The sequence below is a fragment of the Pseudomonas sp. FYR_2 genome, from assembly GCF_043106425.1.
GTDB lineage: Bacteria > Pseudomonadota > Gammaproteobacteria > Pseudomonadales > Pseudomonadaceae > Aquipseudomonas > Aquipseudomonas monteilii.
Map to the genome: position 1 here is coordinate 31,977 of NZ_JBICMM010000037.1, position 26,565 is coordinate 58,541.

The window sequence follows — 26,565 nt, forward strand, 5'->3', positions numbered from 1 at the left end:
GAACTCCTTGGCAGTTGATAGTCATCTGTAAGGGAGCAGTGTTCGTGCCAAGCCTTATACAAAAAATAATTCCATTATTTTCAATAAGTTATGCAATTAAGATGAACACTGATGAGGGCGTTCTGCATGATTGCCGCTTGGGCCCTCGTGCAGATTGCAGTATGGTCGGCGCTTTTCCACAGCCAGGTGCATCAAAGATGAAGCCGGAAACCCTCGAACTGCTGGTGACCCGGACCATGCCGTTTGGCAAGTATCAGGAACGGATCATTGCCGACCTGCCGGGGGACTACCTGGCGTGGTTTGCGCGCAAGGGCTTTCCGGCGGGGGAGCTGGGTGGGTTGCTGGCGTTGATGCATGAGATCGACCACAACGGGTTGGGTGATCTGTTGGTGCCTCTGCGGCAGAAACATCGGCGGTGACCTGTGCTGGCCCCTTCGCGGGCTTGCCCGCGAAGAGGCCAGTAATGCCTCCAGAAGTCTCTAGCCTTTTACAGGAGCCTCCGCCAACTCCACCCGCTCGCTCTTCTTGATCACCGCATACACCACCGCCGTCACCAGGCTACCCGCCACAATCGCCAGCAGGTAAAGCAGTGCATGGTTGATCGCATTGGGAATCAGCAGCACGAACAAGCCGCCATGCGGCGCCATCAGCTTGCAACCGAAGTACATCGACAGCGCCCCGGTCAATGCGCCACCCACGACACTGGCCGGAATCACCCGCAACGGGTCCTTGGCAGCAAACGGGATCGCCCCTTCGGAGATGAAGCACAGCCCTAGCGCCAACGCCGCCTTGCCTGCCTCGCGCTCGCTCTGGGCGAACTTGCGCCGGGCCAGGAAAGTGGCGATGCCCAGGCCTATCGGCGGCACCATGCCGGCGGCCATGGTCGCCGCCATCGGTGCGTAGCTCGACGACGCCAGCAACCCCACCGAGAAGGCATAGGCGGCCTTGTTGATCGGCCCGCCAAGGTCGACGCACATCATGCCCCCCAGCAACAGCCCCAACAGGATGGCATTGGTGGTGCCCATGCTGTCGAGGAAGTGCGTAAGCCCTTCGAGCATGGCCGCCACCGGCTGGCCCACCACGTAGATCATCACCAGGCCGGTGAACAGGCTGGCCAGCAGCGGAATGATCAGGATCGGCTTCAGCGCTTCCAGACTGGTAGGCAGGCGTGCCCAGCGGGCAATGGCCTTGGCACTGTAACCGGCAAGAAAGCCCGCGACGATGCCACCGATGAAACCGGCCCCCAAGGTGCTGGCCAGCAGGCCACCGATCATGCCCGGCGCAAGCCCCGGGCGGTCGGCGATGGACCAGGCGATGTAGCCCGCCAACAGCGGTACCATCAGCTTGAACGCGGCCTCGCCACCGATCTGCATCAACGCCGCCGGCAAGGTGCCCGGCTCTTTATACGCCTCGATGCCGAACACGAACGACAGGGCAATCAGCAGCCCACCGGCCACCACCATGGGCAGCATGAACGACACCCCGGTCAGCAGGTGCTTGTACACACCGGTCTTCTCGCCCTTTGTCGTACTGGCAGCCGCTGCGGCATCGGCGGTGCTTTCCACCTTGGCTTCGGCCAGGGCCTTGTCCAGCGTGGCGCGGGCTTGCTTGAGGGCGATGCCAGTGCCACAACGGTAGATCCGTTTGCCGGCAAACCGCGCAGTGGGCACTTCGATGTCAGCGGCCAGCAGCACCACATCCGCCTCTGCGATGGCCTCGGCAGACAAGGGATTGCGCGCCCCGACCGAACCCTGGGTTTCGACCGTGAGTTGATAGCCCATCTGCTGTGCCGCTTGCAGCAAGGCTTCTGCGGCCATGAATGTGTGCGCGACGCCGGTCGGGCAAGCCGTGACCGCAACGATTTGCGTGACAGCGCTGCCAACAACGACTGGGGCGTCTGATGCCGCCACCAACGGCTGGGCATTGGCGGCTGCCTCATCGAGGAAGCCTTCACGGTCGGCCAGCGCCTGGGAAGGTGTGCTCTGGTACACACGCTTGCCGACGAAGCGGGCCAGGTCCACTGCGCCAGTGCTGACGACCAGCACCCAGTCGGCCTCGGCGATCTGCTGCGCACTCAGTTGCCGCTCGGGGTGCCCGGCCTCCTGCACTTCGACACTGGTACTCCAGCCACGCCGCTGGGCAGCGGCGGACAACAAGCGTGCGCTCAGCACACTCGACACCTGGCCGTTGGGGCAGGCGGTGACAATGGCAATGTTCATCGGCAACCCTCTTGTTGTTCTGTCAGTTGCACGGCAGCTTCCAGACGCGCCAGTTGCTCGCGGTCACGGATGCCGAAGCCAACCTGGGTGACGGCCTGGGCGGCAATCGCGGTGGCGCGGGTCAACGTCTGCGCAGGCAGCTCGCCCTGCAGCAGGCCATGGACCATGCCGGCTACCAGCGAATCCCCCGCCCCCACCGTGCTGGCGACCCGCACCTTGGGTGGGCTGGCGTGTACGGCCAGGTCGCGGGCGAACCAGCTGACCCCCTGCTCACCTGCAGACACCACCACATGTTCGACGCCGCTGGCCAGCAGGTGCTCGGCGGCTGCACGTTGCTGCGCCGGGTTATCCACAGCCAGGCCGAGTACCTCGCCCAACTCTTCGGTATTGGGCTTGACCAGCCAAGGTGCGCTTTGCAGGCCCGCACGCAAGGCTTCGCCGCTGCTGTCCAGCGCGACCTTCAGGCCCGATGCCTTCAACTGGTCGAGTAACTGGCGGAACCACTCGGCATTGATGCCACGCGGCAGACTACCGGCCACCACCACCGCATCATGGCCTTGGGCGACCTGTTCCAGGCGGCGCAGCAACGCGCTACGCGCTGCCTCATCCACCTCCGGGCCCTGGCCGTTGATATCGGTGACGCGGCCATCGGCCTCGACCAGCTTGATGTTGCTGCGGGTTTCGCCCGGCACGCGAACAAAGCAGTCGGCAAAGCCGCGCCACTGGATCAGCGCTTCGAATGGCTGCAGGTTGTCCTGCCCGAGAAAGCCGCCGACGGTCACGCTGTGCCCCAGGTCGGCCAATACCTGGGCAACGTTCAGCCCTTTACCCGCAGCGTGGCTCTGTTGCACCTGGCTGCGGTTGACTTGCCCCGGGCGCAGGGTGTCCAGGCCGATGGTGATATCCAGCGCCGGGTTCAGGGTGAGGGTAAGGATCTTGGCCATTTCAGAAACGCTCCACCAGCGCGCGAACCGCCGCAGCGCTGTCTTGTTGCAGGGCCTCGCGCGCCAGGGCGCGGGCCGTCTGGTGATCGGCCTGGCGAACCAGGGCCTTGACTTCGGCGATGCTGCGCGCAGACACGCTGAGCTCGTCAACGTCCAGCCCCAGCAGCACAGGCACCGCCTGCGGGTCGGCCGCCAACTCGCCGCACACGCCTACCCACTTGCCATGGGCATGGGCAGCGCGCACGGTCATGTCGATCAGGCTGAGCACGGCCGGGTGCAAGCCATCGGCCTGGGCCGAAAGGCTTGGGTGGCCACGGTCGATGGCCAGGGTGTATTGAGTCAGGTCGTTGGTGCCGATGCTGAAGAAGTCCACTTCACGCGCCAATTGCGGCGCCAGCAAGGCCGCCGAAGGCACTTCGACCATGATGCCCAGTTGCAAGTCGGCCACCGGGGTTTCTGCACGCAAGCGCTCGACCATGGCCCGCGCCTCGCGCCACTCGTGTACCTGGCCAACCATCGGGAACATGATACGCAGCGGGCGATTGTCGGCAGCCTGCAGCAAGGCACGCAGCTGGTCTTCCATGATGTGCGGGCGCTGCAGCGTCAGGCGCACGCCACGCACGCCGAGGAAAGGGTTTTCTTCGGCGGCGATCGGCCAGTACGGCAGCGGCTTGTCGCCGCCGACATCGAGGGTGCGCACCACCAGCGGTCGCCCGTCCAGGCCATCGAGCACGCGGCGGTACTCGGCTTCCTGGGTCGCCACGTCCGGGGCCTGGGGGTGTGCCATGAAAATCAGTTCAGTGCGTAGCAGGCCGACGCCTTCGGCGCCCTGCTCCACCACCTTGGCGATGCCATTGCTGTCCCCGATGTTGGCGAACACCTCGACAGCGTGGCCATCGCGGGTCACGGCGGGTTCGAGGCGGTTGGCCCAGGCGGCCTGCAGGCGTTGCTCGCGGGCATCACGCTCGGCCAGGGCGCGTTGCAATTCTTCTTCCGGCGGCGCCACGTTGACCACGCCGCGCTGGCCATCGAGCAAGAGCGGCGTGCCGGGCTCAAGCAGCAGGACCGCAGCCCCCGCGCCCACCACTGCAGGAATGCCCAGCGCACGGGCGACGATGGCACTGTGGGCAGTGGCGCCTCCTTGAGCGGTGACGATGCCGGCGACCCGGCTTGGGTCCAGCCGCGCCACATCGGACGGGCCGACTTCGGTCATCACCAGTACGTAAGGTTGCTCCGGCTCAACCTGGGCCTGCACACCGCACAATTGCGCCAGCACGCGGCGGCCGATGTCGCGCAGGTCGGCGGCGCGTTCGGCCAGCAAGGCATCGTGCAACGCCTCTTGCTGACGGGCTGCGGCTTCGATTACCGCCATCCAGGCTGCCGCAGCACTTTCGCCTTGGGCAAGGCGCTGTTCGACATCGTCGGTCAGGGCCGGGTCGGCGAGCATTTCCTGGTGGGTGACGAAGATCTCGCCAATGGCTTTGTCGCTGCGCGTCACCAAAGCCTGCAGGTCGCTGTCCACCGCCGCTATGGCCTGACGCAGCTTTTGCCGCTCCAGAGCACTGGATTCGCCACGTAGCGGATAATCGAACTCACGCTCGACACACACATGCGCCGGGCCGCTGGCAATGCCGGGGGCAGCGCCCACGCCCTGGATACGGCTACCGGCCACGGGGGCTTGCAGCACGTCGGCCGCAACGCTGGCAATGGTTGCTTCACGTTGCGCCAGCGGCTCAACCTCTTCGCCCAGGCCCTGTTCGATGGCCGCCAGCAGCACCGGCAAGGCATCGGCGGCGATGCCCGGTTCGGCCACCAACTCCAGCGTCTGGCCTCGGCGGGCGCCCAGGCTGAGCAGCTTGCTCAGGCTCTTCACCGACACCGCCGGCTGCGCACTGTCGACCACGCGCACGCGGATCTCGCCCTCGAAGCCTTTGGCCAGTTGCGCCAACACCTTGGCCGGACGCGCATGCAAGCCATGCGGGTTGGCCAGCACGATGCGCGCACTGGGCCAATCTGCTGGCGCCTCGCCCCCCAGCACTTCCAGTACCGCACGGCTGCTGGTGGCCTGGTAGAGCATTTGCCCACGCCCTTCGATCAGCACTTCGCACAGGCGCTCAAGCAAAGCCTGATGGGCCGCGCCGAGGCTGGCCAGGCAGAACAGGCCATTGAGCGGCTGGTCACGGTAACGCAGTGGCTGCTGCGGGGTGATGAAGGCCAGGCCCGGTTGGCGCACCTGACGCTCGCTGTGCAGCCACCACAGGCCCTCGCCCAATGGCAGCGGCTCGGCCTGTTGCAGCACGGCGGCAAAACCGCTGTCGACACAGTCGGCGCGCTGCAGCAGGCGGGCACCGCGCCAGGCCAGTTCGTCGAAATCCTCAGCGGGAACGTTCAGGCCGACCAACTGCGCGTCCAGCGCCAGTTCCTGAGGCGCACCTTGCAGCAACTTGAGCAGCGCTTCGGCAGAGCTGGCCCGGCGTAGCGCTTCGGCCAGGTCGGTCTCACCCAGGGCACGGGTGAGCAGCTGCAGCAGGCGCAGGTGTTCATCGGAGCGTGCAGCAATGCCAATGGCCAGGTAGACCCTTTGCCCATCCCCCCAGTCTACGCCTTCGGGAAACTGCAACAGGCGCACGCCCGTGGCATGCACCAGATCGCGGGTTTGTGGCGTGCCATGGGGGATGGCGATGCCCTGGCCAAGGAACGTTGAGCCTTGGGCCTCTCGGGCCTGCAGCCCTTGCAGGTAACCCTCGGCGACCAGGCCGTCAGCGACCAGCCGGTCCGCCAGCAGGCACAACGCCTCGGCCTTGTCGGCGGCCGTCTGGCCCATGGCTATCTGCTCCTTGGCGAGCTCGAGCATGACCTTCTCCTTTTGCAGTTCCCGGTCGGGTACTGGAGTATTGTTGTGAAATTCACATGAAGGGCCAGTTCACAAGCTTCAAGTCTCAAGCTACAAGCTGTATGAAAAAAGCGAACCATGCACAGGCCGCATCTTCTTGTAGCTTGCAGCTAGCAACTTGCAGCTGTTCCGCCGAGGCAGAAAATTCGGCGGCTGAAACGTTTAATCTGACCAGGCGGCCACGTTACTCGATAATCTGCCCGGTAAAAAGCCCCATCCTGTCGGACAATTGCGACAATGGTCGTCTGCGCGTGATGCCTGCGCTGGGTCAAAATGCCCGGTCCGGCCTTACAGCCAGCCCCGGAAATAACAAGGAAAATTCGGTGAAACTCAGCGATATCGCCCGCCTGGCCGGTGTGTCCGTGACCACAGCCAGCTATGTCATCAACGGCAAGGCTGAACAGCAGCGCATCAGCAACACCACCGTCGAGCGCGTGCGTGCAGTGGTCGAAGCCCATGGCTTTACCCCAAACCCGCAGGCCGCTGGCCTGCGCAGCCGGCACACCCGCACCCTGGGCTTCATTCTCCCGGATCTGGAGAACCCCAGCTACGCCCGCATTGCCAAGCAGCTGGAGCAAGGCGCCCGCGCCCGTGGCTACCAGTTGCTGATCGCCAGCAGCGACGACCAGCCCGACAGCGAGCGCCAGCTGCAGCAACTGTTCCGTGCCCGCCGCTGCGACGCGCTGTTCGTCGCCAGCTGCCTGCCACCGGAAGACGACAGCTACCGCGATTTGCAGGACAAAGGCCTGCCGGTGATCGCCATCGACCGCCGCCTGGACCCTGCGCACTTCTGCTCGGTGATCAGCGACGATCGTGATGCCAGCCGCCAACTGGCCGCCAGCCTGCTCAGTGCCGCCCCGCGCAGCATTGCCCTGATCGGCGCCCGCCCTGAGCTGTCTGTCAGCCAGGCGCGTGCCGGCGGCTTCGACGAGGCGCTGCAAGGCTATGCCGGTGAAGTGCGCCGCTATCAGGGTGAAGCGTTCAGCCGCGCGTGCGGCCAGCGCCTGATGCAACAGCTGATCGACGACCTGGGCGGTCTGCCGGATGCCTTGGTGACGACCTCGTACGTACTGCTGCAAGGGGTGTTCGATACCCTGCAGGCGCGCCCTGCCGATTCGCGCCAACTGCAGCTGGGCACCTTTGGCGATAACCAGTTGCTCGACTTCCTGCCACTGCCGGTCAATGCCATGGCCCAGCAGCATGGCCTGATTGCCGCCACCGCGCTGGAGCTGGCACTGGCCGCCATCGAGGAAAAGCGCTACGAGCCGGGTGTGCATGCCGTTGGTCGTACCTTCAAGCAACGCATCACTGCAGCCTGACCATGCGCCTGATTGACACCCATACCCACCTGGACTTCCCCGACTTCGACACCGACCGCCCGCGCCTGCTGGCCAATGCGGCAGCGCGTGGGGTGGAACGCATGGTGGTGCTGGGGGTGTACCAGGCGAATTTCCAGCGGGTGTGGGACCTGGCCTGCACCGATCAGCGCCTGTTCGCGGCACTCGGCCTGCACCCGGTCTACCTCGACCAGCACCGCCCGGAGCACCTCGTTCAGTTGCGCGAATGGCTGGAACGCCTGCGCGGCGATACACGGCTGTGCGCCGTGGGTGAATTTGGCCTGGACTACTACCTTGAAGACCTGGACAAAACCCGCCAGCAGGACCTGTTTGAAGCGCAACTGCAGATGGCCTGCGACTTCGAGCTGCCTGCGCTGTTGCATGTACGCCGCAGCCATGCGCAAGTGATTGCCACGCTCAAGCGCTACAAACCGGTGCGGGCGGGGGTGATCCATGCGTTTGCCGGCAGCTACGAAGAGGCGCGCGAGTACATCAAGCTGGGCTTCAAGCTCGGGCTTGGCGGCGCCGCGACGTGGCCACAGGCACTGCGGCTACGCAAGACCCTGGCGCGGCTGCCGCTGGAGAGTGTGGTGCTGGAGACCGATGCGCCAGACATGGCGCCGGTGATGTACCCGGGTGTGAGGAACAGCCCGGAGCATTTGCCAGAGATTGCCGGGGCGCTGGCCGAGGTAATGGGAATTGATGTCGGGGAGCTGGCAGAAGCTAGCAGCCGCAATGCTTGTGAGTTGTTCGGCTGGTAGATGCTTTGTTGCCTGTCATGGCCTCTTCGCGGGCACGCCCGCTCCCACAGAGACCGCGGCAACCCTGAGTTCGGCGCCGTACCTAAGGGAGCGGGCGTGCCCGCGAAGAGGCCAGCAAATTCAGTTCAGACCAGCACCGTCCACAGCGCAAACCCGGCATACCACAGCACCGCACAACGCAGCAGCAGTTCCCACAAGCTGTCCAGCCGCCCCAACCCGCGCAGGCTGTCTTCTTCCTCGGGAATATCATCGGCAATGCGCCCGACCCTGGCCACCAGGTGCGCGGCACTGATGTGCCAGTTGAGCACCTCGTGCAACATCACGCGGGTGACCGAGAGGAAGTTGCCCACCAGAGCAAAGCTCAACGCCAGTACCCGCACCGGCAGCCAGTCCATGACGTGCCGCAGCTGTTCGGCCCGCGCCTTCAACGCAGGCTGCTTGCTGTGCTCGCCGCACAGCGCCAGCAGGCGATAAGCCAGCGCCGCCCCAGGCCCCAGCACGAAATACCAGAAGATCACCGCGAAAAAGCCCTGGTACACCTGCCACAGCAGGTTGCCCTGCACCCTTACCAGCAAGCTGTGCGGCTCGTCGGCGGCCAGCCCCAGGTCACGCTCTGCAACATGCAGCGCCGCCTGGTCATCACCACGCCGCCAGGCATCGCGGAACGGCCCAAGCGAGGCCTTGGCATCACCACGGCCCAGGCTATAGACCAGCACCAGCAGGTGCACCGGCAACGCCAACAGCCCATACGCCACCGGCTCCAGCACGTGCAGCAGCAACACCAGCAGCATGACCGGTGCCAGCACCAGAATGGCCAGCGTCCACCACGGATGTACCTTGCCGCTACGCTCCAGGCGCACCAGTTCGCCAAGGAAAAACCCGTCGCGCTGCACGCGGTGGCGCAGGGCCGAGAACTTCTCGACCCACAATGCCAGCAACAACACCAGAAAACTCATGCCTTGTCCTCGTTGTGCAACAACGCTTCGCGGTAGCGCGGCCAATCGAAGGACGGGCCGGGGTCGGTCTTGCGTTGCGGGGCAATGTCGCTGTGGCCCTGAATGCGGCTCAGGTCGATGGCCGGCCAGGCGCTACGAATGTGCCGGGTAAGTTGTTCCAGCACGGCGTACTGGGCGTCGGTATAGGCCTGGTCGTCAGTGCCTTCCAGTTCGATACCGATGGAGAAATCGTTGCAGCCTTCGCGCCCGTCAAAACACGAAACGCCAGCGTGCCAGGCGCGATCGAGCAACGACACGAACTGGGTCACCACCCCGTCACGCTCGACGAACAGGTGCGCCGACACGGTCAGGTGCTTGATGCTGTTGAAGTAAGGATGATCATCGGGGTCCAGGCGGTTCTGGAAAAACTGCTGGACCTTGCCGGTGCCGAAACAGGCTGGAGGCAGGCTGATGTTGTGGATCACCAGCAGAGAAATCGATTCGCCTTCAGGGCGGGCATTGAAGTTCGGCGAAGGGCAGTGGGTGATTCCGGTTCCGTGAAACCAGCCAGTGGCACGGTCCAATTGCATGGGGCAGATCCTGAAAACGCCGTGAACAGGTCAACAGTATGCCCTGCGCTCAACACCGTTTGCATGTGAATCATTGTAATGTTGCCGTCTACTGCACCCAAGGTTGCCGCAACCCGTCTAGCACCGCCCCCAGCGCCCGCTCGAACAACAAACCGTCATCCAGCATCCGTACGTCCCCTCGGCGCAATGCCTGGGCCAGGGCGGTGCTGTTCCACTCGCACACTTTCATGCCGGTACGGTTGGCGAATACCAGCCTGTCGTGACTACCGACGTGCGCCACCAGTTTGCAACGCAACGGTTCGCCGTCATCCATGACTTCAACCCAGCTGCCGATGCGCAAGCGCTGCACATGCTGCAGCGCTGCCGCCTGCCCATCGGCAAATTGCAGTGGTGCACAGGCCGGTTCTTCGGCCATCGCCAGCACGATGTCCTCGTCCACCCGCACTTCGGCAAAGGGCTTGTCATGGCCCGCCGGTAGCTCAGTGCCCGCACAGGCATGCAGGTGCAACTGCTCCAGTTGCAGGAAGAACTCTCGGGTTGCTGCCGAATCCAGCGCCACGCTGGCCAGGCCATCGCGCAGCGCCTTGAGCAGGCCCGGCACCTGCTGCAACAGTTGTTGCGGCTCATGCCCCGGGGTGATGCTGGCCAGTAGCGCATCCACGGTCTGCAGGGCATCGCGCCAGCCCTGGGAGGCTTCACCCTGCTTCAGCCAGGCCAACTGCAGTACCTGGCTCCAGGCTTGCACCAGCATCTGCACCACCACCAGGGGCAATACCCGACCGCGCAGGCGCTGGTTGAGCACCTGCTGCACCTGGTGCAGCGCCTGCAAGGCACGGGCCCGCCCCTCTTCGGCGTCGCGGGTGCGCTGTTCAAGCAGCTCGTTGCGCCGCCGTTCCTCCTGGTTGGATGCAAGAAACTCATCGAGAAGATCGGCAAACAGGCCAGCATCTTCGGCAAAATCATTGAGCAGGCGCTGGACTGTGCTTTCTACCCGCAGGTGAAGGCTGTCACGCAGGCCTTCGCTGCCGCACGCCCAGCCAATGGCCGCGCCCGCAATCTCGTTGATCAGCCGGCGCCCAGGGTGGCTGGCCCGGCTGAACAGCCCCTTGTCCAGCAAGGCTACCTTGAGCAAGGGAATATGCAGGCGCACAAGCAGTGCGCGCAGGCTGGCGGGCAGGTTGTCATCACGCTGGATGAACGCGAACACCAGGCCGACCAGATTGATCACGTCCTCATCGTCCACGGCGATGCGCCGGCGCGTGCCGCTGCGCACACTGACCCGCAACAGCAGTTGCTCAAGCTGCTGGCCAAGCTCGAAGTCATCTGCCTCGTGAGTGGCGGGTACATAGTGTTGCAAGTGCGACAGCAGGCGTATCAGGTCGGCCGTGCTGATCGGCTGGGCAGCAGCCACCGCCTGCAATCGCGGTGCGAACTGCCCGCGCAGCGGGGCCAGCAGAATTTGCAATGAGGCGAAATACGCTTGCCCTGCCGCGTCTGCCCCAACGTCCTGGCCTTGGCTCAACGGCCCTCGTCGTGTGCGCAAGCGCCTGTCTTCGGCGCGCCGGCGCGGTGCAGGCTGCAACTCCGGCAGTACGCCGGCTGCGGCCAATAGCTGGTTGGCGTCGGCATAGAGGATGTCGGCATCACGCAGCACATAGAGCTCGAACAGCTTGAGCAGCACCAGCTTGACCCGTAAACCAACCCCCAGGTTGCGCCCCGCGTCCAGGAAGTACCCGCACAAAGCGGCCGGGCCCAACGGGTTGTGCTGCTCATGCAGGGGGCGATCGAGCAGCGCCTGCAAGCGCAGGCGCAGTTGCTGCAGGGCAATACCATCGCGTGACAGCACCCGCGCAACCATGCCCTCCATGGCCGCAGCCCGTTCCCGTTGGGCCTTGCTCCGCAAGCTGCACGGTTCGGCCAGGTGCGCCAGCGGGTCGGGCTGGCCGATGCGTGCGTAGGTGTCATGGAAGGTATCAAGAAAGCCGCGTTCGATGCTTTTGCGCTTGAGCCTCAGATCACGCATGGCTTCGAAGTACAGATGCTGGTCATAACGGTCGAAGGCCTTGTCAGCCATTTCGAAGAGCGTGTCATCGGCGTTGTCGAACAGGTCCTGCAAGCCTTGGCGCAACTGCAAGGCAGCCTTGTCGCGCACCTGCAGCAACAACACCGGAAGGCAAGGAAGAGGCATACGCCCCCCTGGGTCGATGGCCGCCGCCAAGGGCACCACCTTGCCTTCTTTCTGCATCCTGGACTCCTTGCAGGGTGTCTTGCCCGACAGGGGCTGATGATCGTCAAAGCTATGACGCCAAATACTGGGCGCTATTATCGGTAAAAAATCGCATCGCTGCCAGCGCCGTTTCGCCGAGCGGTTAATGACCCGAATGGGCTTGAATGGCTCACAACGCCGACCAACGGACATCGCCAAGGCGGCTGTACACACCAGCCCCCTGCCCTATAATCGCGGGCATCTAGCTAGTGGAGCCGAACATGCCGAACCTACGCCTCGCCGACCTGACCGCTGAAATCGAAGCCAACGTGCGCCGTGCACTGTTGGAAGACATCGGCAGTGGCGATATCACCGCGCAGCTGATCCCGGCCGAGCGCCTCGCCAAGGCGACCATCATCACCCGCGAAGACTGCGTGATCGCCGGTACCGCCTGGGTCGATGCCGTTTTTCGTCAGCTCGACCCACGCGTGGCGGTGCACTGGCAGGTGGCGGACGGTGAGCGGGCGACTGCCAACCAGCCGCTGTTCCACCTCGAAGGCCCGGCCCGTTCGCTGCTGAGCGGTGAGCGCAGTGCGCTGAACTTCCTGCAGATGCTGTCGGGGGTAGCCACCCGTGCGCGCTTCCTGGCCGACCTGGTGGAAGGCACCCAGGTGCGCCTGCTGGACACCCGCAAGACACTGCCGGGCCTGCGCCTGGCGCAGAAGTACGCGGTAACCTGCGGCGGCTGCGACAACCACCGCATCGGCCTGTACGACGCGTTCCTGATCAAGGAAAACCACATCGCTGCCAGCGGCGGCGTGGCCGAAGCCGTGGCCGCTGCACACCGTATTGCGCCAGGCAAGCCGGTTGAGATCGAAGTGGAAAGCCTGGATGAACTGCGCGAGGCGCTAGCCGCTGGCGCAGACATCATCATGCTTGATGAGCTGAACCTGGACGAAATGCGCGAAGCAGTGCGCATCAACGCGGGCAAGGCCAAGCTGGAGGCCAGCGGCGGGGTCAACGAAACAACCCTGCGTGTGATTGCCGAAACCGGCGTGGACTACATCTCGATTGGTGCCATGACCAAGGATGTGAAGGCGGTCGACCTGTCGATGCGGTTGAGCCTGTAAGCTGATTGCGGGCAATAAAAAAACCGGCTTTTCAGCCGGTTTTTTTAGGGGTGTTACCCGATCAGAACGAGGCGTTGGCCAGGCCGTCCAGGTAACGTTCTACGTCCAGAGCAGCCATGCAGCCGGCACCCGCCGAGGTGATTGCCTGGCGGTAAACGTGGTCTGCCACGTCACCTGCAGCGAACACACCCTCAACGTTGGTGGCGGTAGCGTTGCCTTCACGGCCGCCGTTGACCACCAGATAGCCGTCTTTCAGGGTCAGCTGGCCTTCGAACAGCGAGGTGTTCGGGGTGTGGCCAATGGCGATGAACACGCCGTCGACCTTGATTTCGTCGCTGCTGCCGTCGTTGTTCTTCAGGCGCGCACCGGTCACGCCCATGTTGTCACCCAGCACTTCGTCCAGGGTGGCGTTGAGCTTGAGCTCGATCTTGCCTTCAGCCACACGGGCGTTCAGCTTGTCGACCAGGATCTTCTCGGCGCGGAAGGTTTCGCGACGGTGTACCAGGGTCACCTTGCTGGCGATGTTGGCCAGGTACAGCGCCTCTTCCACGGCCGTGTTGCCACCGCCAACCACGGCGACCGGCTTGTTGCGGTAGAAGAAACCGTCGCAGGTGGCGCAGGCCGAAACGCCCTTGCCCATGAAGGTTTCTTCCGACGGCAGGCCCAGGTAACGGGCGCTGGCACCAGTGGCGATGATCAGTGCGTCGCAGGTGTACTTGCCGCTGTCACCCTGCAGGGTGAACGGCTTGTTGGCCAGGTCGACGGCATTGATGTGGTCGAAGACGATTTCGGTTTCAAAACGCTCGGCGTGCTCTTGCATGCGCTGCATCAGGGCCGGGCCGGTCAGGCCGTGGGGGTCGCCCGGCCAGTTGTCGACTTCGGTGGTGGTGGTCAGCTGGCCACCGGCCTGCATGCCGGTGATCAGCAGCGGCTTGAGGTTGGCGCGGGCAGCATAGACTGCGGCGCTGTAACCGGCAGGGCCGGAACCGAGAATGATGACGCGCGAATGACGTACTTCAGACATGTCGAACTCCTGTCGAGCGGGCCGCACGGGCCGGCATCGGTGCACCGGCTGCGCCAGCTGGAAATTTAAAACGGACCCACGCAGCACTTGGGGAAGGCTACAACGCGCAGGCCCGAAAAGCGGAAAGTTGAGCGCACTGTAGCGAGGTCGCAAAGATTAAGGAAATATCCTTAGACAATCCACCTCATAGGCACCGTCTATTCGTTGATTTCATCGATATCCCAGACCCCGGCGCTTTTGTTACAGACCGTTTCCCGCTTGCCAGCTGCCTTTCGTCGGAGCGGCAAACTCGGTAAGGTCAGCGCGTTTTCCTTCTCTGCGGAGTCTCCCGATGCAAGCCCCTGTCCTCTCCGGCCCCCACTACCTGCGCGAAGGCCTGAAACTGGTGCTGAGCCCCAACCTGCGGTTGTTCGTGCTGCTGCCGCTGGCGGTCAACCTGCTGCTGTTCGGTGGCCTGATCTACTTCGCCGGCCATCAGTTCGGCCTGTGGCTGGACGCGCTCATGCCTACGCTTCCGGACTGGCTGAGCTTCCTCAGCTACATCCTCTGGCCGCTGTTCGTGGCCTTGCTGATACTGATGGTGTTCTTCACCTTCACCCTGGTGGCCAACATCATTGCCGCACCGTTCAACGGCTTTTTGGCGGAGAAGGTCGAGGTGGTGGTGCGCGGCCAGGATAACTTCCCGGCGTTCAGCTGGGGTGAGCTGGTGGCCATGGTGCCGCGCACTTTCAGCCGCGAAATGCGCAAGCTGGGCTACTTCCTGCCACGGGCTATTGGCCTGTTCATCCTGTCGTTCATCCCGGTGGTGAACGTGGTGGCCGCACCACTGTGGCTAATGTTCGGGGTATGGATGATGGCCATCCAGTACATCGACTACCCGGCGGACAACAACAAGATGAGCTGGCAGGACATGCTCGCCTGGCTGCGCAGCAAGCGTTGGCAGAGCCTGGGCTTTGGCGGGATTACCTACCTGGCGTTGATGATTCCGGGGGTGAACGTGGTGATGATGCCGGCGGCGGTGGCGGGGGCCACGTTGTTCTGGGTGCGGGAGCGCAACTGACCCCCGCCCCCATCAGATCAATCATTGCCTGGCCGGGGCTTCACTGCCCCAACCGGCTGGAAAACTGCCCCACCACATCCACCACCCGTTTCGCCCCGTCCTGGATTTCGACAATCACGCTACCCGTCTCGTCAGCCAGTGCCAGCCCCTGCTCGGCCTGGCGCTTGCTGGTGTCGATGATCGCCACCGCCGCCTGCGCCAGTTGCTCGTTCTGCTTCACCACCCGGGCGATTTCCTCGGTGGCGGTGCTGGTACGCGAGGCCAGTTGACGTACTTCGTCGGCAACCACGGCAAAACCCCGCCCCTGCTCGCCGGCACGGGCCGCCTCGATAGCGGCATTGAGCGCCAGCAGGTTGGTCTGCCCGGCGATGTCGCTGATGGTCTTGATGATGGAACCGATTACCCGCGACTGGGTATCCAGAGCCTGAATGCCCTCGGCCGCCTCCTGCATCGAGGCTTCCAGGCCACGCATCACGCTGACGGTCTGGGTAACCACATCGGTGGCCTTCTGGGCGCTGACATCGGTACCCAGCGAGGTGTTGTAGGCAACATCTGCTGCCTCGGCCACCGCCTGTTCCTGGTTGACCTGGTCGGTAATCACCGTGGCGAACTTGACCACTTTGTACAGCACGTCATGGGCGTCGAAGATCGGGTTGTACGAGGCCTCCAGCCAGATCACCCGGCCGTGGGCGTCGATGCGCTTGAAGCGCTCGGCAACGTATTCACCACGGCGCAGCTTGTCCCAGAACGCCTGATAGCCGGCCGAATTGGCCTCTTCCGGCTCGCAGAACATGCGGTGGTGCTTGCCGCGAATCTGTTCCAGGCGATAGCCGACGGTGGCCAGAAAACGGTCATTGGCAGTGAGGATGGTGCCATCCAGGCCGAACTCGATAACGGCGGTCGAGCGCATCAACGCCTTGATCAGGCTTTCATACTCGCGTGAGGTCTCGATGGTGCGGGTAAGGTCGCTAGAATGCAGGGTGAAGTACTTGATACGCCCTTCGCTGTTCTTCACCGGCTGCAGGATCGAGCGCAGCCAGGCTTCCTGGCCATTGCCGCGCAGCAGGCGGAAGGCACCGTTCAGGTGCTCGCCACGGGTGATCGCGCTTTTCATGCGTTGGTAGAAATCCAGCGACTTCACATGCGCGGGGACGATGTCCTCGATGTTGCGTCCAAGCAATTGTTCGGCACGGTAGAGCATCTCGCTCTCGAAGTTGCCGTTGACCATCTCGATCCGTCCCTGGGGGTCGAGTTGAAGTACCAGCATCTCGTTGTCGAGGCTACTCTTGACCTGTTCCACGGACATCAGGTCTTCGCGCAGTTGCCGGATTTCTTGCTTGAGCTTGCTGTTGAACATCACCGCACTCCTGGAGCGCATCACCTAGTCGAATGCATCTTCATCGGCTGCCGGTTGCACCTTCTTGAGTGCCGCACCAGGAAATATTCAAAAAGGCGCAAGCGTCGGCGGTCGGGCGTCATCTGCATGTCACATGGCCGTCACATTGGCGCAATCCAGCAGGCGGAAACTTTTTGTCATGAATACACCCGCCCTACGCGTTACCTTGGTCAGCGAAACCTTCCCACCCGAAATTAACGGCGTGGCCAACACCCTTGGCCGCCTTGGCGAAGGGCTGCGTCAACGCGGCCATGAGGTCGAGGTAGTGCGCCCGCGCCAAGCCGGCGAAGCACCCGTGCACAACGCCCCGCACCTGATGCTGTGCCGTGGCTGGCCGCTGCCTGGCTACCCCGGTTTGCAGTGGGGCGAGGTGTCGATGCACAAGTTGCTGCGCCGCTGGCGCCGGCAGCGCCCGGATGTGCTGTACATCGCCACCGAGGGGCCGCTGGGTCTCAGCGCACTGCGCGCGGCCAGGCGCCTGGGGATCGCGGTGGTCAGCGGTTTCCACACCAACTTCCCGCAGTACTCCGGCCAGTACGGCCTGGGTTTGCTGGCGCGCCTGCTCACCCACTACCTGCGCTGGTTCCATAGGCGCACGGCGATCACCCTGGTGCCCAGTGTCAGCCAGCGTCTGGAGCTTGAGCGCCGTGGGTTCGAGCGCCTGGAACTGCTCGCACGGGGTGTCGATGCCTGCCTTTTCAACCCGTCGCGGCGCAGCCAGGCGTTACGCGAAAGCTGGGGGCTCGCCCCGGACGATCTCGCCGTGGTGCATGTCGGTCGGCTCGCTGTGGAAAAGAACCTTGGCTTGCTGCGGCCTTGCCTTGAGGCATTGCGGAAGACTTATCCACAGAAACGCCTGCGTCTGATCCTGGTGGGTGACGGCCCGCAGCGCGCCGCCCTCCAACAGCAGATGCCGGATGCTGTGTTCTGTGGCGCCCAGCGCGGCGAGGTACTGGCCGAGCACTATGCCAGCGGTGACCTGTTCCTGTTCCCTAGCCTGACCGAAACGTTTGGCAATGTGGTGCTCGAAGCCATGGCCTCGGGGTTGGCGGTGGTTGCCTATGACGAGGCGGCGGCTGCGCAGCATATTCGCCATGGCCACAGCGGTGCGCTTGCCATGCCGGGGGACCAGGCAGCGTTTGTGGATGCGGCTTGCTGGCTGTTGGAAGAAGAAGAGACGTTGCGCCGGGTACGGCTGAATGCGCGACAGCATGCCAGCCGCCAAGGTTGGCCGGCGATTGTCGAGCAATTCGAAATCTACTTGGATGCAGCGTCAAAAAGGGATGCCATACGCCTACTGAGCACTGACTCAATGGCAATGAAGATCAAGCCTGAGTCACCCTCAACGCGCATCTAGACGAGTTTCATGCCTACCCGTTTCCTTGTAGGCTCTCAAGTTATCCCTTGCCTCCTCCAGTCTTACGATATTTCTGGCTTCTCGCACATGTTGATTGGTCAGCACATCAACAATATAGCTTTTGCCTTCAGCGAAAATTATCTTGCTGCCTTCACCGCCCCGCTCAGCGCTTTGTATCCGCGACTGCGTTATCTGGTTGTTCTGTTTTTGAAACTTCAGGCTCTCGTCTAACATGCGCTCACCGACTTTGACGTCCGCTGGGCTGAGTGTGTGTTTTGCCACCACGGCCCCACGGGAGCCTAGAGGTGGCTTTTCCAGCTGAGCGATTCCTTTAAAGATTCTTTCTCCATGCTTAGCTTTAACATATTCATACATTACAGAATCTGCCGCGCTCACGGCCTTTCTTCCAATATGGTTGAGCACACTCTTGAGCCGACTCAGGATATGGCCAGAAGGATCACTGTAGTTGACCGGATCACCCTTGCAATAGGCATAGGGGTTGACTCCAGCCGCCCCGAACGGGCTCCAGTCATCAGCGGCGGTGAAACGCATTAATACAGGGCTGAATAAACGATAGCCATTACCCAACAGATATCCGCCCAGCGCCGTCTCAGGTAGCTGACCCGCGAAACCAGGTATCCCGGGATGCGGCATGTCATGCCCGTACGGTGAATAGCAGCGCGCTTTCATATTCTGCTGCGGGTTAATCAAAAGAACGGATGCCAGCACATCACAGGCGAGCAAAACGGGCATTGGGGAATTTTCCAACAGCACGGCGTGGGCTTGTGCATCTGTACTTATCAGACGCCGCTGCGCTTGCACATCATGGATCAGCGCCAGACGGTCCTGTTGATAAAACAGCTTGATCGCCATCTTCCAAACCTCGTATCCCAGGTTACGGATCTAAAGTTTGGCGACACCTGCCCCTGACGGCTACTGGCAAAAATGTCAGTGCGCCTGCGTATGCAGGAAGGGCCGCGACGCGGCCCTGGATACTTACCCCAACGCCTTCTCGATCGCCTGCACAACCGCTGGATCATCCGGCGCCGTACGCGGCGAGAAGCGCGCCAGCACCCGCCCATCCTTGCCCACCAGAAACTTCTCGAAGTTCCAGGTGATGTCGCCGGGGAACTCAGCCCCCTCACCCGCCAGCAGGCGATACAACGAATGGCGCTGCGGCCCGTTGACCTCCAGCTTGCCCCCCAGCGGAAAGCTCACGCCGTAGTTGAGGCTGCAAAATTCCTGAATTTCCTTTTCGCTGCCTGGCTCCTGCCCGGCAAACTGGTTGCACGGCAGGCCAAGCACGTTGAAGCCCTTGTCCTTGTAAACCTGGTAGAGGTTCTCCAGGGCCTTGTATTGCGGCGTGAGCCCACACTTGGAGGCAACGTTGACCACCAGCACCACTTGGCCCTTGAACGGTGCCAGGGGCAGTTCCCCGCCGTTCAGCGCGTCCAGTTTCAGGTCGTGAAATGCACTCATGATGACATCCCCTCTCAGGTTCCCGGTTGCCGCAGGCGAATTCCGCCCACTAAAAAGGCGCTCGTCCAAACCGTCCACCTCCCGTAGGAAGGCAAATCGGCTTGCCCGAGCGCCTGGCGGCTTTCTGAGCTTAGCGCAGAAAATCAGTGGTGATGGCCACCTTCACCGTGGATGTGACGGTGAGCGATTTCTTCGTCGCTGGCGTCACGCACGTTGACAACCTTGACCTTGAAGGTCAGGCGCTGGCCGGCCAGCGGGTGGTTGCCGTCAACAGTGACGTCGTCGCCGTCGATGTCGCGGATGGTGACGATCTGCATCTGGCCATCCGGCGCCGAAGCGTGGAACTGCATGCCCACTTCCAGCTCGTCGACGCCTTCGAACAGGCTGCGGTTCAGGGTGCTGACCAGTTCGGCCAGGTATTCGCCGTAGGCGTCTTCCGGCTCGATGGAAACTTCCAGTTTGTCACCGGCCTGCTTGCCTTCCAGGGCTTTTTCCAGGCCCGGGATGATGTTGCCGGCACCGTGCAGGTAAACCAGCGGCGCGCCACCGGCGGAGCTGTCGATGGTCTCCCCGGCGTCGTTGGTCAGGGTATAGTCGATGGAGACAGCCTTGTTGGCGGCGATCAGCATGGGGCAAGACCTTTTGCAAAAGAATGTAGAGCGCACAAGTGTAACGAAGCCATCGTCCGATTGCGAACGTGCGGCGGACGAGCAGCGGCCCATCAGTCGGATCACCGGCTTCCACCAGGACGAAGAAGGCCACTGGGTGGCCGAACTGTCTTGTGGCCATACCCAGCACCTGCGCCACCAGCCACCGTGGCAGGCACGCCCCTGGGTGCTCGACCCGGCCCAGCGCGCGCAGCACATCGGCCAGCCTTTCGCATGCGGCTGGTGCGCACAAGGGGCCGATAGCGCTACCCTTGGCCGTTAATTTCTTGCACCGCTTATTTCGAGAAGCACGCATGCAGACATTTTTCATTGCGCCGACCGACTTCGGTGTCGGCCTGACCTCCATCAGCCTGGGCCTGGTGCGCACCCTGGAGCGCGCGGGCCTGAAGGTCGGCTTCTTCAAGCCGATCGCCCAGCCCCACCCGGGTGACACCGGCCCCGAGCGTTCCACCGAACTGGTGGCCCGCACCCATGGCATCAAGCCCCCGGTGCCCCTGAGCCTGGCCCATGTCGAGCGCATGCTCGGCGATGGCCAGCTGGACGAGTTGCTCGAAGAAATCATCCGCCTCTACCAGCAAGCCTGCGTCGGTAATGACGTGGTGGTGGTCGAGGGCATGGTGCCCACCCGCCACGCCAGCTATGCGGCGCGGGTCAACCTGCACCTGGCCAAGAGCCTGGATGCCGAGGTGATCCTGGTCTCGGCCCCGGAAAACGAAGTGCTGAGCGAACTGTCCGGCCGGGTCGAGTTGCAAGCCCAGCTGTTCGGCGGCCCGCGCGACCCGAAAGTGCTCGGCGTCATCCTCAACAAGGTGCGCACCGACGAAAGTATGGCCGACTTCGCCACCCGCCTGCGCGAGCACTCGCCCCTGCTGCGCGGCAACGATTTCCGCCTGCTCGGCTGCATCCCCTACCAGCCTGAATTGAACGCCCCGCGCACCCGCGACGTGGCCGAGCTGCTCGGTGCCCAGGTGCTCAATGCCGGCGACTACGAGCAGCGGCGCATGAGCAAGATCATTATTTGCGCGCGCACCGTGGCCAACACGGTGCCGTTGCTGACCTCGGGTACCCTGGTGGTCACCCCGGGCGATCGCGACGACATCATCCTTGCCGTCAGCCTGGCGGCGATCAATGGCGTACCACTGGCCGGGTTGCTGCTGACCAGTGACAGCAAGCCCGACGCGCGCATCCTCGGCCTGTGCCGCGGCGCGCTGCAGGCTGGGCTGCCGATCCTGTCAGTCAGCACCGGCTCGTACGACACCGCCAACCAGCTCAATTCACTTAACCGCGAAATCCCTGTGGACGACCGCGAGCGCGCCGAGTTTATTACCGACTTTGTGGCCAGCCACCTCGACGCGGCCTGGCTGCACCAACGCTGCGGCACCCCGCGTGAAATGCGCCTGTCGCCAGCTGTGTTCCGCTACCAATTGATCCAGCGGGCGCAACAGGCCAACAAGCGAATTGTCCTACCCGAAGGCGCCGAGCCCTTGCTGGTGCAGGCTGCGGCCATCTGCCAGGCCCGTGGCATTGCCCGCTGCGTGCTGCTGGCCAAGCCCGAGGATGTCGACGCCGTGGCACGCGCCCAGGGCATTACCCTGCCGCCAGGCCTGGAAATCCTCGATCCCGAGCTGATTCGCGGGCGCTATGTCGAGCCCATGGTCGAGCTGCGCAAAAGCAAGAACCTCAACGCGCCAATGGCCGAGCAGCAGCTGGAAGACCCGGTAGTGATCGGCACCATGATGCTGGCCCTGGACGAAGTGGACGGCCTGGTCTCGGGCCTGGTGCACTCCACCGCCAACACCATTCGCCCTGCCCTGCAACTGATCAAGACTGCGCCTGGCTCAAGCCTGGTGTCGTCGGTGTTCTTCATGCTGTTCCCCGAGCAGGTGCTGGTGTACGGCGACTGCGTGATGAACCCGCACCCGAGCGCTGCCGAGTTGGCAGAGATCGCCCGGCAGAGCGCCGAGTCGGCGCAGGCCTTCGGCATCGCACCACGGGTGGCGATGATCAGTTATTCCAGCGATTCAGCCAGCGATGAGGAAGTGGAGAAGGTGCGCGAAGCGACACGCCTGGCGCAAGGTGCAGCGCAGGCGTTGCTGATCGATGGGCCATTGCAGTACGACGCGGCGGCCAACCCGGCGATTGCACGGGACCTGGCGCCGGACAGCCCGGTGGCCGGCCGTGCCACGGTGTTCGTGTTCCCCGACCTGAATACCGGCAACACCACGCACAAGGCGGTGCAACGCAGTGCTGACGGGGTGAGCCTGGGGCCGATGCTGCAGGGGCTGCGCAAGCCGGTGAACGACTTGCCGCGCGGGGCTCAGGTTGACGATATCGTGCACACCATTGCGCTGACGGCGATTCAGGCCAGCGTAGTACGCTAGAAACAGGGGCTGCTGCGCAGCCCCGGCGATCAATCAGGGATACTGCTGAACCTGGCCTTGCTGCTGGTCATACTGCTGACCCGGAATCGGCTTCAGGTTCACTTCCACACGGCGGTTCTGCGCACGGCCATTGGCGTCGGCGTTGCTGGCGATCGGCTGGTCCGGGCCCATGCCACGTACCGAGATACGCGAGGCATCCACACCCTGCGAGGTCAGGTAGGTGCTGACCGCCTGCGCACGGCGCTGGGACAGGTCCATGTTGTGCTGGCGGCTGCCGGTGCTGTCGGTGAAACCGACCACTTCGATGGTGTTCTGGTTGAACTGCTTGAACGAACCGGCCAGGTTGTTCAGCGGCGAGTAGAAGCTAGGGGCGATGTTGGCCGAGTCGGTGGCGAAGGTGATGTTGCCCGGCATGATCAGCTTGATCTGGTCACCCTGACGTTGCACTTCCACGCCAGTGTTGGCCATTTGCGCACGCAGCTCTGCTTCCTGCTTGTCGGCGTAGTAGCCGTAACCGGCAGCAGCAGCACCCACCGCAGCAGCGCCGATCAGCGCACCCTTGCCACGGTTGTTGTGGTCGATGGCGGCACCGGCGATGGCGCCGGCCAGCGCGCCCAGGCCGCCGTACTTGGCGGTCTTGCTCATCCCCGTGGAGCCCTGCGCCTGACCCTGGTTGTCATAGGGGTTCTGGCCGGCACAGCCGGTCATCAGGGCAGCGGCAGTTGCGACGATAATCAGACGACGCATGGTGAACATGGACAAGCTCCTACTGAAATTCATAAATGCGGCAGATCTCAAAGGGATCTATGCCAGCCTTGGATTGCCTCGGCAACGAAAAATTCCATGAAAGTGCCTTCATGTGCCATCAGGCACGTACGAAGGGATTTTCGCGCATTTCATCGCCCAGCCGAGTATCGGGCCCGTGGCCAGTCACCACGATGGCCTCTTCGTCCAGCCGGTACAACCGCTCCTTGATGGAACGCACGATTGCCCGCTGGTCCCCACCCCACAAATCGGTGCGGCCAATGCCCCGGCGGAACAGGGTATCGCCCGCAATCAACAGCTTGGCATCGGCGAACCAGAAGCTCATCGAGCCCGGGGTATGGCCTGGCGTATGCAGGGCCACACCGCAACCGCAGGCCAGCTCTTCATCATCGCCCAGCCAACGGTCGGGTGACGGCACCGGAGTATAGGGAACGCCGAACATCTGGCACTGCATCTCCAGGTGGTCCCACAGCACCTGGTCGTCCTTGTGCAGGTGCAAGGTAGCGCCGGTCAGCTCCTTGAGCTTGCCCGAAGCGAGGAAGTGATCGAAGTGCGCGTGGGTGTGGATGATGCTCACCAGCGTCAGGCCGTGGGCCTGCAGGCGTGCCAGGATTTTGTCCGGGTCACCGCCCGGGTCGACGACGATGGCCTTTTTGGTCAAGGGGTCGCCGATCAAGGTGCAGTTGCATTGCAGGGGGCCTACGGGGAAGGTTTCGCGGATGAGGGTGGTCGGGGCAGTGTTCATGAAGGGCCTGTCTTGGACGCTGCAGCGCCTGTGAGATCGAGCGCCGCCCGCGCGGCGCATCGCGAGCTGGCGCTCGCTCCTACGTTTGTTTCGGGCCAATTGTACCAGCGAGATTCGCGCGCGCCCCCTCTGGCGCATACGTTGATACCGTGTCGTATGAAAAAAGGCAGTCGCGCGCGCCTCTAGCAGGGATAACTGGCCCGAAACAAGCGTAGGAGCGAGCGCCAGCTCGCGATGCGCCGCGCGGGCGGCGCTCGATCTCAAAGGCGCCACACATCTTAAGGCAGGAACAACCTGAACAACCCGCCCCCCAGCGCCCCGCCATTGGAAATTTCGATCCGCCCGCGCACCCCGCCGCTTTCATGCAACGCCGCAATCCGCGCCGCAAAATACAGCCCCAGGCCGGTACTGCCGCTGGTCGAGTCGATGCCCTGGATGTACTCCTCCTGGCGCTCGAGCATGTGTTTTGGATAACCCGGGCCATCATCGTTCACGCAGATGGCCAGCTGGTTGTCGGCCTCTTCGATCGTGATCAGCAAAGCGTGCCCGGCATAGCGGGTGGCGTTGGTGATGACGTTGGCGATCACCGAGGCCACCAGTTCGCGGTCGAAGAAACCCAGCGGGTTGTCGGTGTCGATGCGCCAGGTGGCGAGGATGTCGTTGTGCTTGAGCACTTCCTGGTGCGCCGCCAGCTGAGCTTCGATGAAATCGTCCAGTTCGTGGTAGTCCGGGCACACCGGCAACTGGTTGATACCCAGTTTGTACAGGCCCAGCAACTGCACCAGCATGCCGTTGAGGTGGCGAAACTCATGCTCCATGATGCCCTGCTCGGCACCACCGCGCAGCGCTTCGGGCAGGCGTTCTACCCACTGGTTGTGGGACTGGATCAGCGCCGACAACGAACTCTTGAGGTCGTGCACGGTGGAGGCGATCACCGTGGAAAAATCCAGCCCCTGATTGTCTTGATTCATGCGCCGAACACTCGGATGTGCAGTTTGCGGTAACGGTCATAGCGATTGTCGCTGGCAGGGATACCGGCCACGCTGGTCAAGGCGTCCTGGCATTCCTGCATGATCGCGGGCTGAGGGTTGTCACCGCCAATACGCAGCAGCGCCTGGGCGGTGTTGAGGGCGATGCTGATGTTCTTCGGCTGCATACCCAGCGCCTTGCGGAACAGTTGCAACGCCTCGCCAAGCTGCCCTCCTTGGTAACTGCGCACACCCTGGCGATTGAGGGTGACCGCTTCGGTAATGGCGTTGAGCACCGTGGGGTCGTCGGTCAGCTTGCCCACTTTCTCCATGACCTTGGGGTCATCACCATAACTTTCCACACAGCTTTTCAGCACGCCGATGGCGGCAGCTTCCTGCCCCATTGCCTGCAACTGTGCGGCAACGGTCAGGGCCGAATCGACCGAAAAAAACTGGTTCATCTTGTCCAGGCGCTGGATCGCCTGCTCGGTCAGCTTGGCAGCCGTTTCCGGGTCGCCCGCCTGCTGCAGGCTGGCGGCTTTCATCATCCGCGCACGCACCTGCAAACCCTGGTCTTCGGGGTTTTCCTTGGCCACTTCGCTGAGCGTGGTGTTGATCTCGACCCGGGTACGGGCGTCCAGACCGAAGCCTGCATTCTTGCTCATCAGGGCCTGCACCAGGCCCAGGTTGTTTTCGGCGTCCTTGTAGCGCGAGCTCTGCCCTTGGTTCACCGCATGGCGGAACGCCTTCGACGCGCTCTCGAAGTCTTCGTTTTCCAGCGCCAGCTTGCCCAGTGTCGACTGCCGACGCACCGACAGTGGCGACAGGCGTACCGCCTCTTCCAGCAGGTTTTGCGCACGTCGGGTATCACCCTGCGCCACCAGCACTTCGGCCATGCCGTCGTAAAGCCCTGGCATGATCGGGAACGCCTTGAGTGCCTGCTCGTACACGCCCTGGGCCTGGGCATTCTGGCCACGCTTGTGCATCAGGGCGCCCAATGCAGCGTACACCCACGGCTGCGGGCGACTGGCCAGGATGGCCTTGAGGAACTTTTCCAGCTCCTCGAAGCGGTTGAGGTTGCGCAAGGCATCGGCCCGGTAGCGCAGACACAGGGGTGCCAGGCGCGGGTCCTTCTTGCACAGTTCGGCACAAGCCGCCAGCACTTCAGCCGGGCGACTGCGGTCCAGGGCCTGAAGAATCGGCTTGAGCAAGGTTTTGCGCTGATACAGCTTCTCGACGCGCTGGGCCAGGCCAACCCGGTTGAACGGTTTGGTCAGGTAGGCATCGGGCTCGTGCTCGATGGCACTGAGGACAATGGCTTGGCTGCTCTCGGCCGTGACCATGATGAACACGCACTCATGGCTGATGTGCTTGTCGATGATCAGGTCTTCGAGCACCTGTTGACCGTTCTTCTTGCCATCACCCAGGTGAAAATCCTGCAGGATGAAGTCATAGCGTTTCTGCGCACACATACGCAGCGCCTGCTCGCCGCTGTCAGCGGTGTCCACGTCGCGCACGCCCAACTCGCGCAGCATGGAACGGGTCGACGTGCGAAAGTCGGTAAAGTCGTCGACGATCAGAAAGCTTTTTTGCCCGTACTGCAGCATCAACACGACCTGCCTTGGAATGATTGAAAAATCGCGCGAGGCGATGCCACCGATCGCTGTATCGGCAGCCGGTCGGGAAAGATGAGGGTAGCGCATTGGC

23 protein-coding genes and 1 pseudogene are annotated in these 26,565 nt (G+C 63.1%); 8 read left to right on the forward strand and 16 right to left on the reverse strand.

Translation table 11 applies throughout. The features are described from left to right. Positions 1-197 precede the first annotated feature (197 nt). Positions 198-419, forward strand: coding sequence for a DUF3820 family protein (locus tag ACF8R4_RS14995; RefSeq protein ID WP_392492815.1), 222 nt, complete (start codon positions 198-200; stop codon positions 417-419). Positions 420-479: 60 nt separating this feature from the next. On the opposite strand, the gene ACF8R4_RS15000 is transcribed toward ACF8R4_RS14995, so the two are convergent. Genes ACF8R4_RS15000 through ptsP form a run of 3 tightly spaced genes read right to left on the reverse strand, consistent with a single transcriptional unit; the run spans position 480 to position 6,017 of the window. After that, positions 480-2,219: a PTS fructose-like transporter subunit IIB gene (locus ACF8R4_RS15000; protein WP_060500169.1), complete on the reverse strand. Its 1,740-nt coding sequence runs from the start codon at positions 2,217-2,219 to the stop codon at positions 480-482. Beyond that, complete coding sequence (gene pfkB, locus ACF8R4_RS15005; RefSeq protein WP_060500168.1) at positions 2,216-3,163, reverse strand: 1-phosphofructokinase; 948 nt, start codon at positions 3,161-3,163, stop codon at positions 2,216-2,218. The genes ACF8R4_RS15000 and pfkB overlap by 4 nt, the downstream gene beginning before the upstream one ends. 1 nt (position 3,164) lies before the next feature. Next, entirely contained in the window at positions 3,165-6,017 is a 2,853-nt protein-coding gene (ptsP, locus tag ACF8R4_RS15010) for a phosphoenolpyruvate--protein phosphotransferase (RefSeq protein ID WP_223623730.1), read from the reverse strand. Between the two features lie 362 nt (positions 6,018-6,379). Between ptsP and cra the strand changes: the two genes are divergently transcribed. Beyond that, positions 6,380-7,375 (forward strand): catabolite repressor/activator, encoded by a 996-nt coding sequence (gene cra / locus ACF8R4_RS15015; protein WP_060500166.1) that lies wholly within the window; start codon positions 6,380-6,382, stop codon positions 7,373-7,375. Positions 7,376-7,377: 2 nt separating this feature from the next. Beyond that, a complete protein-coding gene (locus ACF8R4_RS15020; RefSeq protein ID WP_104833412.1) occupies positions 7,378-8,154 on the forward strand; it encodes a TatD family hydrolase in 777 nt (258 codons plus the stop codon). A gap of 125 nt (positions 8,155-8,279) precedes the next feature. On the opposite strand, the gene ampE is transcribed toward ACF8R4_RS15020, so the two are convergent. The 3 genes from ampE to ACF8R4_RS15035 all read right to left on the reverse strand — a co-directional run bounded on the left by ampE (position 8,280) and on the right by ACF8R4_RS15035 (position 11,924). Continuing rightward, positions 8,280-9,110, reverse strand: a complete 831-nt coding sequence (ampE, locus tag ACF8R4_RS15025; RefSeq protein WP_104833413.1) for a regulatory signaling modulator protein AmpE — start codon at positions 9,108-9,110, stop codon at positions 8,280-8,282. After that, positions 9,107-9,679, reverse strand: a complete 573-nt coding sequence (gene ampD / locus ACF8R4_RS15030) for a 1,6-anhydro-N-acetylmuramyl-L-alanine amidase AmpD (protein ID WP_060500163.1) — start codon at positions 9,677-9,679, stop codon at positions 9,107-9,109. Before ampD ends, ampE begins: the two co-directional genes overlap by 4 nt. A gap of 88 nt (positions 9,680-9,767) precedes the next feature. Beyond that, on the reverse strand, positions 9,768-11,924 hold the full coding sequence (locus tag ACF8R4_RS15035) for a DUF1631 domain-containing protein (protein WP_392492817.1): 2,157 nt from the start codon (positions 11,922-11,924) through the stop codon (positions 9,768-9,770). Between the two features lie 242 nt (positions 11,925-12,166). On the opposite strand from ACF8R4_RS15035, the gene nadC reads away from it, so the two are divergent. After that, positions 12,167-13,015 (forward strand): carboxylating nicotinate-nucleotide diphosphorylase, encoded by an 849-nt coding sequence (gene nadC, locus ACF8R4_RS15040; protein WP_027615751.1) that lies wholly within the window; start codon positions 12,167-12,169, stop codon positions 13,013-13,015. A 61-nt stretch (positions 13,016-13,076) separates the two neighbouring features. Here nadC and trxB read toward each other — a convergent pair whose 3' ends face one another. Then, positions 13,077-14,039, reverse strand: coding sequence for a thioredoxin-disulfide reductase (trxB, locus tag ACF8R4_RS15045; protein WP_003247318.1), 963 nt, complete (start codon positions 14,037-14,039; stop codon positions 13,077-13,079). Between the two features lie 331 nt (positions 14,040-14,370). Between trxB and cysZ the strand changes: the two genes are divergently transcribed. Next, positions 14,371-15,099: a sulfate transporter CysZ gene (cysZ, locus tag ACF8R4_RS15050; protein ID WP_156867371.1), complete on the forward strand. Its 729-nt coding sequence runs from the start codon at positions 14,371-14,373 to the stop codon at positions 15,097-15,099. A gap of 40 nt (positions 15,100-15,139) precedes the next feature. On the opposite strand, the gene ACF8R4_RS15055 is transcribed toward cysZ, so the two are convergent. After that, positions 15,140-15,571, reverse strand: coding sequence for a methyl-accepting chemotaxis protein (locus ACF8R4_RS15055; protein WP_371105378.1), 432 nt, complete (start codon positions 15,569-15,571; stop codon positions 15,140-15,142). A gap of 156 nt (positions 15,572-15,727) precedes the next feature. Further along, positions 15,728-16,477: pseudogene (locus tag ACF8R4_RS15060) on the reverse strand (PAS domain-containing protein); the annotation flags it as partial. A gap of 157 nt (positions 16,478-16,634) precedes the next feature. Between ACF8R4_RS15060 and ACF8R4_RS15065 the strand changes: the two are divergent. Beyond that, complete coding sequence (locus ACF8R4_RS15065) at positions 16,635-17,852, forward strand: glycosyltransferase family 4 protein (RefSeq protein ID WP_392492819.1); 1,218 nt, start codon at positions 16,635-16,637, stop codon at positions 17,850-17,852. Here ACF8R4_RS15065 and ACF8R4_RS15070 read toward each other — a convergent pair. The 3 genes from ACF8R4_RS15070 to ACF8R4_RS15080 form a co-directional block, all read right to left on the reverse strand. Further along, entirely contained in the window at positions 17,838-18,725 is an 888-nt protein-coding gene (locus ACF8R4_RS15070; RefSeq protein WP_200929094.1) for an RHS repeat-associated core domain-containing protein, read from the reverse strand. The two genes, ACF8R4_RS15065 and ACF8R4_RS15070, sit on opposite strands and share 15 nt — an antisense overlap. A gap of 123 nt (positions 18,726-18,848) precedes the next feature. Beyond that, entirely contained in the window at positions 18,849-19,331 is a 483-nt protein-coding gene (locus ACF8R4_RS15075; protein ID WP_060500156.1) for a glutathione peroxidase, read from the reverse strand. Positions 19,332-19,474: 143 nt separating this feature from the next. Continuing rightward, positions 19,475-19,960 carry a peptidylprolyl isomerase gene (locus tag ACF8R4_RS15080; protein WP_060500155.1) on the reverse strand — a complete coding sequence of 162 codons (486 nt, stop codon included), beginning with the start codon at positions 19,958-19,960 and terminating at the stop codon, positions 19,475-19,477. Between ACF8R4_RS15080 and ACF8R4_RS15085 the strand changes: the two genes are divergently transcribed. Beyond that, complete coding sequence (locus ACF8R4_RS15085; RefSeq protein ID WP_025754816.1) at positions 19,959-20,261, forward strand: DUF3565 domain-containing protein; 303 nt, start codon at positions 19,959-19,961, stop codon at positions 20,259-20,261. The genes ACF8R4_RS15080 and ACF8R4_RS15085 overlap by 2 nt on opposite strands. A 31-nt stretch (positions 20,262-20,292) precedes the next feature. After that, positions 20,293-22,380 carry a phosphate acetyltransferase gene (gene pta / locus ACF8R4_RS15090; RefSeq protein WP_060500154.1) on the forward strand — a complete coding sequence of 696 codons (2,088 nt, stop codon included), beginning with the start codon at positions 20,293-20,295 and terminating at the stop codon, positions 22,378-22,380. 33 nt (positions 22,381-22,413) lie between these two features. Here pta and ACF8R4_RS15095 read toward each other — a convergent pair whose 3' ends face one another. The 4 genes from ACF8R4_RS15095 to ACF8R4_RS15110 form a co-directional block, all read right to left on the reverse strand. Then, a complete protein-coding gene (locus ACF8R4_RS15095) occupies positions 22,414-23,136 on the reverse strand; it encodes an OmpA family protein (RefSeq protein WP_016501466.1) in 723 nt (240 codons plus the stop codon). A 109-nt stretch (positions 23,137-23,245) separates the two neighbouring features. Beyond that, the gene (locus ACF8R4_RS15100; RefSeq protein ID WP_392492821.1) at positions 23,246-23,890 is read right to left on the reverse strand and encodes an MBL fold metallo-hydrolase; all 645 of its coding nucleotides are present in this window, start codon (positions 23,888-23,890) and stop codon (positions 23,246-23,248) included. A gap of 278 nt (positions 23,891-24,168) precedes the next feature. Beyond that, on the reverse strand, positions 24,169-24,861 hold the full coding sequence (locus ACF8R4_RS15105) for a sensor histidine kinase KdpD (protein WP_104833420.1): 693 nt from the start codon (positions 24,859-24,861) through the stop codon (positions 24,169-24,171). Beyond that, positions 24,858-26,465: a tetratricopeptide repeat-containing response regulator gene (locus ACF8R4_RS15110; protein ID WP_060500151.1), complete on the reverse strand. Its 1,608-nt coding sequence runs from the start codon at positions 26,463-26,465 to the stop codon at positions 24,858-24,860. Before ACF8R4_RS15110 ends, ACF8R4_RS15105 begins: the two co-directional genes overlap by 4 nt. Positions 26,466-26,565: the final 100 nt, after the last annotated feature.